Raw genomic sequence first — 17,316 nt, 5'->3', positions numbered from 1 at the left:
TGTCAAGGATTAGTCTGCTCTTATGCGAAAGGCAGCAATAATTACCGGCGGGAATGCCGGACTTGGCTTTCACTGCGCCGAACGAGCAATTGTCAACGGGTTTGACGTGACACTTGCCTGCAGAAACATCGATAAAGCGGAAGCGGCTAAGTCAAGATTGTTAGACAGGTTTCCCAAATCAAGAGTGAGCGTCGTACTTTTGGATTTGTCTGATTTGGAATCCGCAAGAAGTTTCGTCGGACGATTTGAAGGTAACTGGGACTTGCTAATAAATAACGCGGGCGCAAAAATCGAAAAACCTTTCAAGCAAACCAGCCAGGGCCACGAATGGCACATAGGGGTAAACCACCTAGGTCACTTTGCACTAACCGGAAGCCTGCTGTCTAAAGCCAACGAAAACGCAACGATTGTGACCGTGAGTTCGATAGTCGCCCGACGAGGAACTTTGGAGTTTGAGTTAGAAGTTTTTGATGAACGCAAAGCCTATGCAAATTCCAAGCTTATGAACCTTGTATTCAGTCAAGAGCTTGCCCGCCGACTAAGCGGGACCGGACATAAATCAGTGGCGGCACATCCTGGATTTGCCAGGGCAAGTTATTACGGAAACCGGATGATTCGCGCGGCAGAGTACTGTTTTGCGCACTCGGCTGTAACTGGATCGGAGTCTATTTGGCAAGCAGCGAACACATCAAACGGAAAATACTTGGCACCAAGGTTCCTTGAACTTTGGGGATCCCCGAGCGAGGCACGCTCAGTTAGAACGGATTCAGCTGCTGTTCTGGATTTTTGGAATGAAAGCGAAAGATTAACCGGAGTTAGCTTTGCGATCTAGTCATCCAGGGAGTTTTTGCGACGGGTTGCTAAGTATCCCTCAAGTTCAGCTGCAATTTCCTCGGCAGTTGGCATTTTTGTCTCAGGCTTAGCAATTGGGGCACGGTTAGGGCCGGTTTTTTCGTTTGCGTAACCCTGCTCAAGAGTGGCAACCATCTTGGCAAGTTCTTCATTCTTCTCAATCTGCTCTTGCAGCTTGGAAACAAATTCCGCTCCCTCATCACGAAGTGCGTCGGTTGGAAAAATTAGCCCTGTAGTTGAAGCGATTTGTTCGAAGGCCTTAACGGCAGCCTGCGGAAATTCACTTTCACTCAAGTAGTGCGGCACCAACATGACGTAGCCAACCGTAGGCAGATCTACCTGGCTAAACGTGTACTCCAAAAGGTGAAGAACATTTCCTGGGACTTGAGTTTGAGGTTTCCATTCGGAGACTGCGTCGATTATTTCTGTTCGATTTCCTGAGACCGTGACGCCGACAGCTCTGGTATGAGGAATTGGAAATGGAATCGAATGTACCCAGGTGAAGTCAGAAACTTCTAGACCCTCGGCCAGATCAAGCACCGCCTCGGCAAATTCTTCCCACCGGAAATCTGGCTCGTAGCCGTGAAGATAGAGGAATGGCTGATTGACCTCGTCGTGGACGAGATATAGACCTAAAACTGGAGGCTCGTAGTGCTCAATGTGATCCCGCTCAAAAAACATGACGGGCCTTCTTGAGCGGTAGTCAAGCAACTCATCATTTTTGAACTTGACGACCAATTTAGTTTCAAGGTTTGCAAAGATCTGATCGGCTACCTGACTTAGCGTCGAGCCCGCATCGGTGAAACCAGTTAGACCCGCGATTAAATGCAAGCCAGTTGGCACTTCTTCAAACCCGTCCAAAAATTCGAACAGTCTTCTTGAGTGGTTCATGTGACCATCCTAACTTGACGCGTTTAACATTGAATCATGAGCAAACTAGCGATAAATGTGAGCAACAAAGTCCCAGCTTTCAAAAAAGGAACCGCATTCGTTATCGGTGTTAGAAATTCATCTAAAGGTATGGGTCTGACAACCTCCAAGACAGATGTGTCCGTACTTTCGAAACATGACCTTGAGCACCTTGGCGCAAACTTCAACCTTGAAAGCATGTCGCGAGTTGCTGCACCCAATGGAGCCATTTTTGCGCTTCTTGGTCTTGGTGATTCAGCTGTGGAGAAACTGAATCCGGATGCATATCGCGCTCTGGGTGGGGCGATTGCTCGAAACCTCAAGGGCATCGCTCAAGTAGTTGTTGATCTGGGAATCACTAAACAGGATGACCTACTGGCACTGATTGAAGGAATTCAACTTGGAAACTACGAGTACAACGGCCTCAAGAGCAAGGCGAATGTAAAACCAATAGCATTTTCAAAAGTCACAGTCATAACTGACCTAAAAGTCACAGCAGCGAACCTATCTAGAATTCAAATCATCGCCGGTGCCGTTCAGTCAACTAGAGATCTAGTAAATACTCCCCCTAATTTGATGTACCCGGCAGCGATGGTCAAAGAAGTTCAATCAGCGAGCAAGGGGCTTGGGCTTTCAATCACGGTATGGGATGAAAAAGCACTTGCCAAGGATGGATTCGGAGGAATACTTGCGGTTGGTATGGGGTCAAGCCGGCCTCCTCGCCTGGTAAAAATCGAATATCGACCCAAGGGCGCCAAGAATCACCTGGCTTTGGTGGGTAAGGGCATAACTTTCGATACAGGCGGCCTGAGCCTGAAGCCAGCCGAGTCAATGGTTGGAATGAAATACGACATGACCGGGGCTGCAACGGCTTTTCAGTCGGTGGTCGCAATTGCCAAACTGGGACTGCCGGTCCGGGTCACAGCTTGGCTCTGCCTCGCCGAGAACATGCCCTCTGGTACCGCACAGCGCCCTGACGACGTGATCAAAATACGCAATGGCAAGACCGTTGAAGTGCTAAACACCGATGCCGAAGGGCGCCTCGTCTTAGCCGACGGCCTATCGGTGGCTGCTGAGGCCAAGCCCGATCTCATTTTGGACATTGCAACGCTAACCGGTGCCGCCACAATTGCCCTAGGTAATAGGTACGCCGGACTAATGGGAGATGAGAAGGCTGTTAGCGTGGTTCAGCAGGCCGCCAAGAATACTGGCGAATTGGTTTGGCACATGCCATTGCCAATCGAACTGAGACAATTACTGAACTCCGACGTGGCTGACATAGCAAACGTTAAGATCGGAAACCGAGCCGGCGGCATGCTGATCGGCGGTCATTTTCTTCGAGAATTCGTGCCCTCAACAATTGCTTGGGCTCACTTGGATGTCGCAGGGCCGGCTGACAATGGCGGGGCCGCTTACGGATACACGCCAAAGGGCGGCACCGGAGCCATTTTGCGCACCATGGTTGAAGTTGCATCGGGTCTCGCAAAGGCCAAATAGCAGTTTTTCAGTAGTAAAGTTTGAAGGTATTGACGAAGTTTTGAGGAGAAATAATTGGCTGACCACAACTTTGACGTTGTAATCCTTGGTGGCGGAAGCGGTGGCTACGCTGCTGCTCTTCGATCGGCACAACTTGGAAAAAGTGTTGCACTCATCGAGAAAGACAAACTCGGCGGCACTTGCCTTCACCGTGGCTGCATTCCCACCAAAGCGCTGCTGCACTCGGCAGAAATAGCCGACAACGTCAAAGACGCCGCTCACTACGGTGTGCAAGCAAGCTTCGGATCAATCGACATGCCTGCGGTGAACAACTACCGTGACCAAATCGTCGACCGGCTATTTAAGGGTCTAACCGGCCTAGTCTCTTCGAAGAACATCACCGTTGTAGCTGGTGAAGGTCGCATGGCGGGACCGCGCACGATTCAGGTCGGCCAAGACTATTACACGGGCGAAAACGTAGTTCTTGCCTCAGGCTCCTACAGCCGAACCCTTCCGGGTTTGGACATTGGTGGCCGAGTAATTACATCTGAACATGCCTTGCAACTTAACTTTGTTCCAAAGAAAGCAATCGTCCTCGGCGGCGGCGTTATCGGTGTTGAATTTGCTTCAATCTGGAAATCTTTCGGAACCGATGTCACCATCGTTGAAGGCCTACCTCACCTGGTACCAAACGAGGATGAGGCGCTAAGCAAGGGCCTTGAGCGTGCCTTCCGCAAGCGTGGAATCGACTTTAAACTTGGAGTCCGATTTGCCGGTGTGACTCAGAGCGAGACTGGCGTTGTTGTTTCACTCGAGAGTGGAGAGCAGCTAGAGGCCGATCTTCTTCTCGTTGCCGTTGGCCGTGGTCCGAATACTGCCGGTTTGGGTTACGAGGAACAAGGTGTGGCTATGGATCGTGGCTACGTTTTGACTAATGATCGCCTACAGACAAATTTGCCAAACGTTTACGCTGCTGGCGACATTGTTCCTGGCCTACAGCTTGCTCATCGAGGATTCCAGCAAGGAATTTTCATCGCCGAGGAGATTGCCGGACTAAAGCCGACTGCAATTGACGAGACCGGAATTCCAAAGGTCACCTACTGCGAGCCAGAGGTTGCCTCCGTGGGTCTCAGTGAGGCAAAGGCCGCAGAGAAATTTGGCGCAGAGAACATTTCGACCTACGAGTACAACTTGGGTGGCAACGGAAAGAGCCAGATTCTTGGCACTGCTGGGTTCATCAAACTTATTCGTCGCAACAACGGCCCAGTAATCGGTGTACACATGATCGGCTCAAGAGTGGGCGAACAAATTGGAGAAGGACAGTTGATTGTGAACTGGGAGGCATACCCAGAAGATGTTGCAACGCTGGTTCACGCGCACCCAACAATGAATGAAGCAATTGGCGAGGCGCACTTGGCCCTCGCTGGCAAGCCTCTGCACGCACACGCCTAAAAAATTAAACAGAAAAATCCCACAAGGAGCAATTAGTAAATGAGCGAACAAATAGTTCTTCCAGCACTGGGCGAGAGCGTAACAGAAGGCACCGTCACACGTTGGCTAAAGAAAGTGGGCGACACAGTTGCTGTGGACGAGCCACTTGTTGAAGTTTCAACCGACAAAGTTGACACTGAGATTCCTTCACCGGTAGCCGGTGTAATCGAACAGATTCTTGTGCAGGAGGACGAGACTGTTCAGGTTGGCGCAGTGCTTGTAGTAATCGGCAGTGGTTCAGGGGCCGCAGCTCCGGCTGCAGCTCCAGTTGCTGAGGCGCCTGTAGCTCCGGCACCGATTGCCGAAACTCCTGCACCTGTGGCAGCACCTGCAGCACCTGTGGCTCCACCAGTTGCTGCCCCGGTAGCCCCGGTAGCCCCGGTCGCCGCTCCCTCCACTCCAACTACCTCCCCCACCCCAACCAATGTTGATGCGGGATATGTGACACCACTGGTCAGAAAACTGGCATCAGAAATCGGTATTGATCTTTCAAAGATTGCCGGTACCGGAGTTGGCGGCAGAATTCGCAAGGATGATGTGCTGGCAGCGTCATCAGCTCCAGCCGCAGCTCCGATTGCGTTTGCCGCACCAGTTGCAGCCTCTGCGCCCGCAGCAACGTTCGTTCCAGGGGCAGCATCACCACTTCGCGGTACCACTGAACCGATGAGCCGCCTTCGCAAAGTGCTTGCCGAGCGTGCCGTAGCGTCTATGGTTTCAACGGCTCAATTAACCACCGTGGTGGAAGTTGATGTCACAAAAATCGCAGCATTGCGCTCGCGAATTCAGGCACAGTTCGTGGCCGCTACCGGTGGAAAATTAAATTTCATGCCGTTTTTCGCGCTTGCCGCAGCAGAGGCGCTGCGAGTTCACCCAAAACTCAATGCAACAATCGACGGCGAAAACATCGTTTACCACGGCACTGAAAACATTTCATTTGCGGTTGACACCGAGAAGGGTTTGTTGACTCCGGTAATTCGTGACGCTTCAACACTCAACATCGCCCAGATTGCAAAACAGATTGCAGACCTAGCGGCACGCACTCGTGCAAGTCAACTGAAACCAGATGAGCTCGGCGGAGGAACATTCACGCTCACCAACACTGGTTCTCGAGGAGCTTTGTTCGACACTCCGGTAGTGTTCCTGCCACAGGTAGCGATTCTTGGCACTGGAGTTGTCACCAAGCGCCCGGTGGTTGTCACTGACGCGAATGGCCAAGATTCCATCTCTATCCGCAGCATGGTCTACTTGGCTCTGTCATACGATCACCGCTTGGTTGATGGTGCGGATGCCAGCCGCTTCCTAGTTGATGTTAAGTCACGACTTGAAGAAGCGAATTTTGACGGTGTTCTAGGCATCTAATTTCTTCATAATTTTGCCCGGCTAGTTTTCTAGTCGGGCAAAATTGTTTAAAAGCCATTTCTCGTCTCTCTTAACCAGGGACAATCTAAACGAGCTACTTTGCTGGCCGCACGAAAACTTGATTGATTTTGATTTGACCCCACCGATCACCGTTTCAGCGACCTCCTGGATCTTCACGCGAGTGCTAGCGCCTTTTGATATCCAAAGATCTAGTTCAGGCCTAGGATTTTGCAGCAAATTAGCGCAAGTAATACCTTGAGTCTCTCGCTCCCCCTTGGCAATGTCCTGAACCGTGCTCTGAGTCAAGGGAGCATGATTGTCAAAAAGTCCAATTCCTAAAAACAATCCAGAAATCGTCACGGCATAGATCAGAATCTTGGGCTTCACAAAACGGGTTTTAGATTGCCTTGCCACATGTAATCGAGACACTAATACGATTCCCGAACGAGTGATTATTGGCTGAATCGAAATATCTTTCGCTATGCGGTGAATCCAAGAACTCCTGAGCAACCATCGGTGTTCAAAAATTCGCGCTCCAGATAAATCAAGCCACCCGCCTAGACGAAATCGAAGGGTGTTTTTGGGTACTCCACGAATGTTAGGTTTTCGCATCCCTAAATCATCTACGACTAAGTTCCGGGAATTTTGTTGTGTCTGGAGAATGTTTATAAGAGCGACATCGCAAAAACTAGAATTGAACTATGACCTCAGCCGAAACCCCTGAGGGTCCTGAATTCCTCACCCTTGGATTGGACCCAGACTTCATTGGGTACGAAGATGCCTGGGAATTTCAACGTCAAATTCATGCTGAGGTGGCGGCCGGCAAAACACCCGATACCGTAATTCTGCTTGAGCACTCGAGCGTTTTTACCGCTGGCAAGCGCACTGAGGATTCTGAGCGACCCACCGATGGGACTCCCGTGATTGATGTTGATCGCGGAGGCAAGATTACCTGGCATGGCCCCGGCCAATTGGTTGGTTATCCCATCATGAAACTGCCGATGCCAATCGACGTCGTTGGTTATGTGAGATGGCTTGAGCAGGTACTGATTGACTCCATCGCTGAGATTGGTCTAAAAACCGAGCGGGTTGAGGGTAGAAGTGGGGTTTGGGCTCCAGTTGGTGACACCCACGTTAAGCTAGCCGCCATTGGAATTCGAGTTGCCGAGCACACGACAATGCACGGATTTGCCCTGAACTGCAACAATTCGCTGGATCCGTATGACACGATTGTTGCGTGCGGTATTCGCGATGCTAAGACCAGTACCATTAGCGAACTTCTAGGTAGAGATGTCACGCCTTCGATGGCGGCAGAAGTCGTTAAGAAGCACCTAAAAAAGATAGGCAAGGTTTCTCTGTAATGACCGAAAGCTCAGTTCCTGAAAAAAAGCCAGAGCGAAAGCTTCTTCGCATCGAGGCTAGAAACAGCTCGGTTCCTATTGAGAAAAAGCCCGATTGGATCAAGACCACCGCGAAAATGGGTCCGGAATATCAGGCTCTTCAATCTCTGGTAAAGACTGAGAACTTACACACTGTTTGCCAAGAGGCTGGTTGTCCGAACATTTTTGAATGCTGGGAAGACAGAGAAGCAACATTCTTGATTGGTGGCTCACAGTGCACAAGACGTTGTGACTTCTGCCAAATAGACACTGGAAAGCCGGACGCGTTTGATGCTGATGAACCACGTCGCGTTGGAGATTCGGTAAAGAGAATGGAACTTCGCTACGCCACCGTCACCGGAGTTGCTCGTGACGACCTCGAAGATGAGGGTTCCTGGCTTTACGCAGAGACTATTAGACAGATTCATCAACAATCACCGGGCACAGGCGTTGAAATTCTAGTTCCAGACTTTTCCGGCAAACCCGAACTTCTTGGGAAAGTCTTTGATGCTCGACCTGAGGTTTTTGCCCACAATGTTGAAACTGTTCCACGAATCTTTAAAGAGATTCGTCCTGCTTTCCGCTATGACAGGTCACTCGACGTAATTACCCAGGCTAGGAACTATGGCCTGGTAACCAAATCGAATTTGATTCTGGGCATGGGCGAAACTCGCGAAGAAATATCCCAAGCCATGCAGGATCTGCATGACGCTGGCACCGATATTCTCACTATCACCCAGTACTTGCGACCAACTCCTAAGCACCACCCGGTGACTCGTTGGGTGAAGCCAACCGAATTCGCAGAAATGGCGGAGGAAGCCTCTGAGATCGGGTTCCTTGGAGTGCTATCCGGTCCCCTGGTGCGCAGTTCCTATCGTGCCGGGCGACTCTGGGCTCAATCCATGTCAAAAAAGGGACTTGAAATTCCGGCTAACCTCCAACACCTTGCCGACGCTGCGGCACGCGAAGGCTTTGGCCAAGCAGTTCACTAGTTTCGAAACGATAGGCTTTACCAATGGCTAAAGAAGCGAAAACTAAAAACAAAGACCGATCGAAAAAACCACAGGGTCAATTAGCCCAAATGTGGACTGTTTACAAAATGACTGCACAGCAGGACAAGACATCGGTGCTTTGGGCAGCTTTGGCTTTTCTCTTGGTTCTTGGTGGCTTCGTTGCAATAACTTCAATAGCCTTCCCAGGGAACATTCTCAACCTGGTCATTTTCATAATTCTTGGCGTGATGTTTGGAATTATCGCTGCGATGATCGTGATGGGTCGTAAAGCAGAACGCGCGGCCTATTCTCGCATCGCTGGGCAGCTGGGTGCTGTCGGCGCGGTGCTTAGCAACATTCGTCGTGGCTGGCGATCAGCAGAAATGCCCGTGGCAGTTAATCCGCGCTCTCAAGATGCCGTCTATCGCGCAATCGGACCTGCGGGCGTAGTGCTTATCGGTGAAGGATCTCGTTCTCGCGTGAAGGTATTACTTGAAGATGAGCGTCGCAAAGTTCTGAGAGTAGCTCCTGGTGCCCCAGTTAATTTTGTCTACGTTACCAACGACGCCGAATCAACGGCATTGGCCGATCTGTCGCGCACGCTCTACAAGATGAAGAAGTCATTGAACCGCTCTGAAATCAGTGTGGTTGCAAAGCGACTTGAGTCTTTGGGTATGAACATCCCTATCCCAAAGGGAATTGACCCAAATAAACTGGGCAAGATGCGCCGCGGTTAGTTCAGCTAACTAGCTTTTAGCGTCTAACCAGTACCGTCCGAGCCGCTTTATCGTGCAAACCACGATTATCGGAATCCCAAATCACAGCGGGTATGACCAACAGAATTAGACCAATCCGTACCAGAGCTGGCAGTATGCCCACGTAATTGCCATCCAGTCTGCGAACCCTGATGCCTGTGATCAGGTGGCCAACGCTGTTGCCGGTAGTTGCCACCAGCAGCCACTGCTCAAGCATAAATATGGTCAGCGTGGCGGTGTTGTCGCCACCAAAGAACGCGCCGGAAATCAGCAGTGAGATGGACCAATCAATGCCAAGCGCAAAAGCGCGACGCCCCATTTTAGCCAGCGAGCCAGAACCGGACTCCGGAAGGCCCAGGCGCTTCCCTGCCCAATTGACTGATTCACTCATGAATTGAGCCTAAATGAAAGTTTTTACATGGCCGAAACATTAAGTGAACATTCTTGACCCATACCCATCGGTAAACTTCAAGAGATGGCTTAAAGACGCGCCAGGATGCCCAATTTCACCTTCGAAGGGAAAATCTCTATGTTCAAGACCGCCTCAGAGGTAGTCAAGTACATCAAGGACAACGACGTAAAGTTCCTTGACGTTCGATTCACAGACCTACCTGGTGTGCAGCAGCACTTCAACCTTCCAGCCCAGCAAATCGACGAGCAATTCTTCGTTGACGGCCAGCTGTTTGACGGTTCATCTATCCGTGGTTTTGCATCAATCAATGAATCAGACATGCAGTTGATTCCAGATGTGACCACCGCATACATCGACGCATTCCGCGTTCAGAAGACTCTATGCATGGTGTTTGACGTTTACAACCCGCGCAACGGTGAGATCTACGGTCGCGACCCACGCCAGACCGCTAAGAAGGCTCAGGCTTACCTAGCGACCACCGGCATCGCAGACACCGCGTTCTTTGCTCCAGAAGCAGAATTCTTCATCTTCGATGACGTTCGCTACGAGTACAAGCAAAACGGGTCAATGCATTTCATCGACTCAGACGAAGCAGCCTGGAACTCAGGCCGCGAGGAAATGGGCGGAAACCTAGCTAACAAGACTCCATACAAGGGTGGTTACTTCCCAGTAACACCAACCGATAAGCACGCTGACATGCGTGACGACATCGTGTCTGAGTTGCTTGCCGTTGGCCTAGAGGTTGAGCGCAGCCACCACGAAGTTGGTACCGCTGGTCAGGGTGAGATCAACTACAAGTTCGACACCCTACTTTCATCTGCAGATGACATCCTGAAGTTCAAGTACATCGTGAAGAACGTTGCTGAGCGTTGGGGCAAGACTGCTACCTTCATGCCTAAGCCACTATTCGGTGACAACGGTTCAGGTATGCACGTTCACATGTCGCTGTGGAAAGAAGGCAAGCCTTTGTTCTATGACGAATCAGGCTACGGCGGTCTTTCAGACATCGCTCGCTGGTACATCGGTGGAATTTTGAAGCACGCCTCTTCATTGCTTGCATTCACCAACCCAACCGTAAACAGCTTCCACCGTTTGGTTCCGGGCTACGAAGCACCCGTAAACCTTGTTTACTCAGCTGGTAACCGTTCTGCTGCGATCAGAATCCCAATGACTGGCACCAACCCTAAGGCAAAGCGCATTGAGTTCCGTGCACCAGATGCATCTTCAAACCCATACCTAGCCTTCGCAGCGATGTTGATGGCTGGTCTTGACGGTATCAAGAACCGCATCGAGCCACACGCTCCGGTTGACAAGGACCTCTACGAGTTGCCACCAGAGGAAGCGAAGCTAATTCCTCAGGTTCCTGGCAACCTAGAGGACTGCTTGAAGGCTCTTGAGGCAGACCACGACTACCTACTTCAGGGCGACGTGTTCACCAAGGACCTAATCGAGACATGGATTGACTACAAGCGTGAGAAGGAAATCAAGCCTCTTGCTCTTCGTCCTCACCCATACGAGTTCGAGCTTTACTACGGCGTGTAATACGTTCGGAAGTATTAAGAAAGGACCTCACCGCAAGGTGGGGTCCTTTTTAATACCCGATACCTACTCGTACCGATTGTCCTCTTTGCTGCCGTAGAACAGGCGCTCGTAAACGCTACGTGCCCGTCTGGTAAAGGCCAGGTAGTCATCTTCTAGCTGCGTTGCGCTGCCGCGTGGATACTCCATGATGCGTGCCATGCCCTCAAGTTGACGGCGATCGGTCGGCAGCACGTCGCTGCGTTTGTTGGCCCAGAGCACGCTTGCCGAACGCAGGCGCGATGCCAGCAACCACGCTTCACTCAACACGCGAGCATCGTGTTCGGCGATCAGTTTTTCGGCAACCATGGCGTCTAGTGCGGCCAGCGTTTGAGGAGTGCGAATACTTGGGTGTTCGTTTCCAAACTGCATTTGGAACAGTTGCACTAGCCACTCCACGTCACTCAAAGAGCCACGACCAAGCTTCAGATGGCGCTTAGGGTCGGCACCCAGAGGTAGACGTTCGGTTTCAACTCGCGCTTTGATGCGGCGAATCTCAGTTACTGCGGAATCAGTAAGTTCAGTTGGATACCGATACTTGTTGATCAGTTCGAGGAATTCGTTGCGAAGCTCGGCACTCCCGGCGATTGGTCTGGCACGTAGCAGCGCCTGCGCCTCCCAGGTGTTTGACCAGCGTTCATAGTAGGCGGCGTATGACTCAATTGATCTTGCAACCGGACCATTCTTACCTTCTGGTCGAAGATCCATGTCTAGTTCAAACTCCAGCACCTGGTCGGCGGTAAGTCTGCGCAGCTCAGAAATGATTCGCTCTGCTACCTTTTGAGCTACCGAGCCATCGGTGCCTGGTTTGGTCTTGTATACAAACATCACGTCGGCATCGGAACCAAAGCCAAGCTCCTCGCCGCCGAACCTTCCCATCGCGATGATTCCAAAGTCAAGAATTTTGTTGACATCACCGGCAGCAATATCTGAGCCGTTCAGATCGGTAGCAACATCCAGCATCGCGCGCAGGTAGCCAGCGGTGAGATCGCTTAAGCCCTGCGACAGTTGTGCAATAGTCAAGTCACCTAACACCGCACCCATTGCGATGCGCAGGGTCTCGCGGCGGCGAATATTGCGAATCAAGTTAGCCGCCGTGTCTACAACTTCGTGACGCGAGATAACCGCGTCAAACTCGGCCTCAAGTTCAGCCGCGGTCATCGGAATCAAATCCTCGGAGCGTTCGAACCACGCAGCGGCTTCAGGGATTCTTTCAAATAGGTTTGTCGCCAGACGGCTGTTGGATAGCACCTGGGTCATGCGTTCTGCCGCGCCGCTTGAGTCACGCAGCATGCGCAGGTACCAGTGCGATTCGCCTAGATCTTCGCTCAATCTGCGGAAGGCAAGCAGCGCTGCGTCTGGGTCAGTTCCCTCAGAGAACCACTGCAGCAAAACCGGAAGCAACTGTTTTTGAATAACTGCCCGACGAGATAGACCAGAAGTCAGTGCGGAAATGTGATCGAGCGCTCCCTTGGGGTCACCGAAACCAATTGCGTGAAGTCGATCGCGCACTTGATCGGTGCTGAGTGAAAGACTGTCGTCTCCAAGTTTTGAAACCGCCGATAAGAGTGGGCGATAGAAAATCTTTTGGTGCAGCGCGCGCACTTCAACCTTCACGCTCTCCCAGCGCTCTATCAAGGTCTCGGCTGTCAATTTCAAGTCAACGGCGCGAGCAAGTGCACGACGCTTTGAATCAGAGGTTGGCATCAAGTGTGTGCGACGCATCTCAGACATTTGAATTCTGTGCTCAAGCAGGCGAAGGAAGCGGTAGTGCGATGCAAATTCGTTGGCCTCGCTTCGGCCAATGTATCCACCCTGCGATAGAGCGTGAATGGCACCGATTGTGTCCCGCTGGTGAACGGTGTTGTCGGTGCGGCCGTGAACCAGCTGCAAAAGCTGCACAGTGAATTCAATGTCGCGAAGGCCACCCGGACCAAGTTTCAACTGCAGATCGATTTCGTTTGCTGGAATGAATTCGGTGACGCGCTCACGCATGCGCTGAACCGATTCAACAAAGTTTTCACGGGTGGCAGATGACCACACCTTTGGCGCGAGTGCATCAACGTAGCGTTGACCAAGCTCAAGATCGCCGGCCAGTGGTCTTGCCTTTAGCAGCGCCTGGAACTCCCAGCTCTGTGCCCAGCGGTCGTAATAGGCAACGTGAGATTCCAACGTGCGCACTAACGCACCAGACTTTCCCTCCGGTCGTAGATTCGGATCAACCTGCCAAAGCATTGGCTCACTGGCAGTACCGTCCATGGCACGCATCATTCGAGTGGCTAGCTTGGTGGCAATCTCAACGGCGCGCTGCGCTTCAAGATCAGGCGATGATGAATCGGCTACATAGATAACGTCAACATCGGAGATGTAGTTGAGTTCTCGGGCGCCACACTTACCCATTGCAATAACAGCAAGCTGTGTGGAATCAACCTCAGCCCCGGCAAAGACACCGTGTTCTGTAGTTAGCTTCAACTCTGCTCTGGCAACCAACAATCCAGCCTCGATTGCTGCAGCCGCAATGTCTGCAAGCGCAGCAGCAACGGCTGGCTGCCCCGCCTGAACATCCGGTTGACTTAGGTCAAAGACTGCAATCTTTAGCAACTCACGGCGATAAGCAACGCGCAGCGCATTCCACACCGCGGCAATCTCAAAGCCTGGCTTAAGCATCGACTGCACACTTTGGATCAGGGTTTGCTTTACCTCATCCTGCGAAGAAAGAGCGTGGGGTTTTTCGAATAAATCAAGTTGCGCCGGGTGACGCATTATGAAGTCAGTTAGTGCCGTGGATGCACCTAACAGGGCACAGAGCCTGCGAGCAGAATCTTCTTTTTTGAGAAGCGCCTTTGTTTTGGCAGGCTCAGCCGTGGCCAGATTCAAAAGTGCAACCAGAGCCTGATCTGGATCGGCGGCAACACCAAGTGCGGCAAGAGCGGATCTTCCGGAATCTCCCACCAGCCTGACCAGTTCGTCAAGTTTGCCGATGGTTCCACTTAGGTCAACGAAACCAAAGCGCGCGAGTTCCGATAACCCAAGCGAACGCTCGTTGGCCATTTTTGAGACGCCTTTGCCGAAAGACTAAAGAGTCTCTAGGTTTTGCTTTAGCTCGAACGGAGTTACCTGAGAACGGTATTCACTCCATTCGCGTCGCTTGTTAGCCAATACATATGAGAAAACTTCTTCGCCGAGGGTCTCGGCAACTAGCTCTGATTCCTCAAGCTTGCGAATCGCGTGATCCAAGCTCTGTGGCAGCGGCTGAATTCCCATTGCACGCCGCTCGGCATCGTTCAATGACCAAACGTTGTCTTCGGTCTCGGCAGGCAGTGGGTACTCTTCCTCAATCCCCTTTAGACCAGCGTTCAGCAACAGCGCGTAGGCAAGGTAAGGATTGGCAGCAGAATCAATCGCACGGTACTCGATGCGCGAAGAGTTTCCCTTGTCTGGCTTGTAAAGTGGAACACGAATCAGTGCTGAACGGTTGTTGTGACCCCAGCAAACGAAGCTAGGAGCTTCGCCGCCACCCCAAAGACGCTTGTATGAGTTCACATACTGGTTGGTTACCGCGGTGATCTCTGGAGCGTGCTTCAAAAGACCCGCGATGAAGTGCTTTGCTGTTTTGGACAAGTGGTACTGAGAACTTGGGTCGAAGAACGCGTTGGTGTCACCCTCGAATAGCGACATGTGGGTGTGCATTCCAGAACCAGGGTGCTGAGTGAATGGCTTTGGCATGAAGGTTGCGTAAACGCCCTGTTCAATTGCCACTTCCTTGATCACAGTTCGGAAGGTCATGATGTTGTCGGCCATGGTGAGCGCATCCGCGTAACGCAGGTCAATCTCGTTCTGGCCCGGGCCACCCTCGTGGTGGCTGAATTCAACAGAAATTCCAAGCTGCTCGAGCATCGAAACCGCGCGGCGGCGGAAGTCGTGAGCGGTTCCACCGGGAACGTTGTCGAAGTAGCCAGCGTTATCTACCGGAACCGGCTCACCCTTGGCATCCAATTGAGTTGACTTTAGAAGGTAGAACTCGATCTCTGGGTGGATGTAGAAGGAGAAGCCGCGGTCAGAGGCCTTTGCCAATGCCCGGCGAAGTACGTTGCGCGGATCGGCGGCTGCCGGCTGGCCATCAGGGGTCTGAATGTCGCAAAACATGCGAGCGGTTGGATCAATCTCACCGCGCCAAGGAAGAATCTGAAAAGTGCTTGGGTCTGGCTGGGCCAGCATGTCGGCCTCGTAGGTGCGAGCCAATCCCTCAATAGCTGAGCCGTCAAATCCCAATCCCTCGGCAAACGCGCCCTCAACCTCTGCCGGGGCAATCGCCACAGACTTCAGAGTGCCCGCAACATCGGTGAACCAAAGGCGCACAAACTTGACGCCTCGTTCTTCAATGGTGCGAAGTACAAAATCGCGCTGTCTTTCCATCGGGAAATCCTCTCTCTTGCTCCTACTAGGCTAATGGTTATGCCGAAAGTTCGCCTCGCTCTGGCTCAGACCAACCCTGTTGTTGGCGACATTGGCGCAAACACCGATCAGGCGTTTGAGGCAGTGAAATCAGCCGCCGAAAATGGCGCAAATCTGGTGCTGTTTGGCGAAATGGCAATCACCGGGTACCCAATTGAGGACCTGGCCGCCCGCGAGTCGTTCATAATGGCCGCTGCCTCGGCAGTCACAACTTTGGCAACTCGACTGGAGCATGCGGGATTCGGCAAAATTGCCGTAGTCATTGGCCACCCAGCGCTTGCACCTGAGCGCGATTCACACGGTTGGGCCATCGCACAGAACTGCGCATCTGTTCTGCTTGGAGGAAAGATCACCGGAACCTATGCCAAGCACCACTTGCCTAATTATTCGGTTTTCGACGAGTACCGCATCTTCGTTCCTGGCAACGATCTGCTGAGCTTTGAATTCCAAGGCCTAAAGTTCTCAACCCTAATTTGCGAGGACATTTGGCAAAGTGGCGGCCCAGTGGCACAACTTGCAGATAGCAAAACCGATGTCGTTTTGGTGCTGAATGGTTCTCCTTTTGAAATCGACAAGGATGACAAGCGCCAGCAACTAGTGCGTGAACTCGCGGTCAATAACACCGCCGCGGTTGCCTACGTGAACTTGGTTGGCGGTCAGGACGACCTAGTTTTTGATGGTGACTCGCTTTTGGTGGATGCCGCCGGCAAATTGATTGGTCGCGCCAAGCAGTTCGAAACCGACTTGATTGTCTTTGACATCGAGTCAAAAAACAAGATAGAAATGGTTGGCGAACCTCGCATCAGCAAAAACGACGACAACGAACAGGTTTGGAATGCCCTGGTACTTTGCCTTCGTGATTACGTCAACAAGAACGGCTTCAAGTCAGTAGTACTTGGCTTAAGCGGTGGAATTGACTCTGCGGTTTGCGCATCTATCGCCGCCGATGCAATTGGTGCAGAACGTGTCTTTGGTGTCTCGATGCCAAGCCGATATTCTTCTAAGCACTCCAGAAGCGATGCCGAGGATTTGGCGGATCGTATTGGTCTGCACTTTAGAACCGAACCAATCGAATCAATGGTGAATGCTTTCGAAAGCCAGCTTGGGCTTGATGGTATTGCCGCTGAAAACTTACAGGCGCGCATGCGCGGTGTGATTCTGATGGGTCTAAGCAATGCCGAGGGTCACCTCACTTTGACTACCGGAAACAAGACTGAACTTGCCGTTGGCTACTCAACTATTTACGGTGATTCAGTTGGTGGCTTTGCACCAATCAAGGACGTTGAAAAGACTTTGGTTTGGGAACTGGCCAAGTGGCGCAATGAATTTGCCACAGCCAATGGGCAAACTCCCCCGATTCCAGAGAATTCGATTACAAAACCGCCGTCTGCAGAACTCCGCCCAGACCAGACCGATCAAGACAGCCTGCCTGAATACGAGTTACTTGATGACCTTCTAGACAACTATGTTGAAAAGCGATTGGGGCGTGACGAGATTGTTGCACTTGGTTTTGATGCTGAGATCGTCGATCGAATTATCGGATTAGTAGACCGCGCAGAGTGGAAGCGTCGCCAGGGCGCAATTGGCCCAAAGATTACCGGCATGGCCTTTGGTCGCGACCGCAGACTTCCAATTACCAACCGATCACACAAATAAGG

The 17,316-nt window shown here is 51.8% G+C and carries 13 protein-coding genes; 9 read left to right on the top strand and 4 right to left on the bottom strand.

The features are described from left to right. Window positions 1–22: 22 nt before the first annotated feature. Window positions 23–832 carry an SDR family NAD(P)-dependent oxidoreductase gene (locus tag RHOLA_RS03370; protein WP_051636244.1) on the top strand — a complete coding sequence of 270 codons (810 nt, stop codon included), beginning with the start codon at window positions 23–25 and terminating at the stop codon, window positions 830–832. On the opposite strand, the gene RHOLA_RS03365 is transcribed toward RHOLA_RS03370, so the two are convergent. Next, complete coding sequence (locus tag RHOLA_RS03365; protein WP_038502341.1) at window positions 829–1,743, bottom strand: proteasome assembly chaperone family protein; 915 nt, start codon at window positions 1,741–1,743, stop codon at window positions 829–831. The two genes, RHOLA_RS03370 and RHOLA_RS03365, sit on opposite strands and share 4 nt — an antisense overlap. A 36-nt stretch (window positions 1,744–1,779) precedes the next feature. Here RHOLA_RS03365 and RHOLA_RS03360 point away from each other — a divergent pair, with 36 nt between their 5' ends. The 6 genes from RHOLA_RS03360 to RHOLA_RS03330 all read left to right on the top strand — a co-directional run bounded on the left by RHOLA_RS03360 (window position 1,780) and on the right by RHOLA_RS03330 (window position 9,195). Continuing rightward, window positions 1,780–3,258: a leucyl aminopeptidase gene (locus tag RHOLA_RS03360; RefSeq protein ID WP_038502340.1), complete on the top strand. Its 1,479-nt coding sequence runs from the start codon at window positions 1,780–1,782 to the stop codon at window positions 3,256–3,258. A 54-nt stretch (window positions 3,259–3,312) separates the two neighbouring features. Next, entirely contained in the window at window positions 3,313–4,689 is a 1,377-nt protein-coding gene (gene lpdA, locus RHOLA_RS03355) for a dihydrolipoyl dehydrogenase (protein ID WP_038502339.1), read from the top strand. 39 nt (window positions 4,690–4,728) lie between these two features. Continuing rightward, window positions 4,729–6,087 carry a 2-oxoglutarate dehydrogenase, E2 component, dihydrolipoamide succinyltransferase gene (gene sucB, locus RHOLA_RS03350; protein WP_038502337.1) on the top strand — a complete coding sequence of 453 codons (1,359 nt, stop codon included), beginning with the start codon at window positions 4,729–4,731 and terminating at the stop codon, window positions 6,085–6,087. Between the two features lie 701 nt (window positions 6,088–6,788). Continuing rightward, a complete protein-coding gene (gene lipB, locus RHOLA_RS03340; protein ID WP_051636243.1) occupies window positions 6,789–7,448 on the top strand; it encodes a lipoyl(octanoyl) transferase LipB in 660 nt (219 codons plus the stop codon). Next, the gene (gene lipA, locus RHOLA_RS03335) at window positions 7,448–8,458 is read left to right on the top strand and encodes a lipoyl synthase (protein WP_038502333.1); all 1,011 of its coding nucleotides are present in this window, start codon (window positions 7,448–7,450) and stop codon (window positions 8,456–8,458) included. Before lipB ends, lipA begins: the two co-directional genes overlap by 1 nt. Window positions 8,459–8,481: 23 nt before the next feature. Beyond that, window positions 8,482–9,195, top strand: a complete 714-nt coding sequence (locus tag RHOLA_RS03330; protein WP_038502332.1) for a DUF4191 domain-containing protein — start codon at window positions 8,482–8,484, stop codon at window positions 9,193–9,195. Between the two features lie 16 nt (window positions 9,196–9,211). Here the strand turns inward: RHOLA_RS03330 and RHOLA_RS03325 are convergent, their stop codons facing one another. Beyond that, a complete protein-coding gene (locus RHOLA_RS03325; protein ID WP_038502331.1) occupies window positions 9,212–9,604 on the bottom strand; it encodes an RDD family protein in 393 nt (130 codons plus the stop codon). 138 nt (window positions 9,605–9,742) lie between these two features. Between RHOLA_RS03325 and glnA (RHOLA_RS03320) the strand changes: the two genes are divergently transcribed. Continuing rightward, window positions 9,743–11,167 (top strand): type I glutamate--ammonia ligase, encoded by a 1,425-nt coding sequence (glnA, locus tag RHOLA_RS03320; RefSeq protein ID WP_038502330.1) that lies wholly within the window; start codon window positions 9,743–9,745, stop codon window positions 11,165–11,167. 63 nt (window positions 11,168–11,230) lie between these two features. Here glnA (RHOLA_RS03320) and RHOLA_RS03315 read toward each other — a convergent pair whose 3' ends face one another. Both RHOLA_RS03315 and glnA (RHOLA_RS03310) read right to left on the bottom strand, forming a co-directional pair. Further along, a complete protein-coding gene (locus tag RHOLA_RS03315; protein WP_038502328.1) occupies window positions 11,231–14,254 on the bottom strand; it encodes a bifunctional [glutamine synthetase] adenylyltransferase/[glutamine synthetase]-adenylyl-L-tyrosine phosphorylase in 3,024 nt (1,007 codons plus the stop codon). A gap of 24 nt (window positions 14,255–14,278) precedes the next feature. Further along, window positions 14,279–15,619: a type I glutamate--ammonia ligase gene (gene glnA, locus RHOLA_RS03310; protein WP_038502327.1), complete on the bottom strand. Its 1,341-nt coding sequence runs from the start codon at window positions 15,617–15,619 to the stop codon at window positions 14,279–14,281. 39 nt (window positions 15,620–15,658) lie between these two features. On the opposite strand from glnA (RHOLA_RS03310), the gene RHOLA_RS03305 reads away from it, so the two are divergent. Beyond that, complete coding sequence (locus RHOLA_RS03305; protein WP_038502326.1) at window positions 15,659–17,314, top strand: NAD+ synthase; 1,656 nt, start codon at window positions 15,659–15,661, stop codon at window positions 17,312–17,314. The last annotated feature ends 2 nt before the right edge of the window (window positions 17,315–17,316 follow it).

It is taken from the genome of Rhodoluna lacicola (assembly GCF_000699505.1).
GTDB lineage: Bacteria > Actinomycetota > Actinomycetes > Actinomycetales > Microbacteriaceae > Rhodoluna > Rhodoluna lacicola.
Note: the sequence above shows the minus strand (reverse complement) of the source record. Positions and strands in the feature narration are given on the sequence as shown.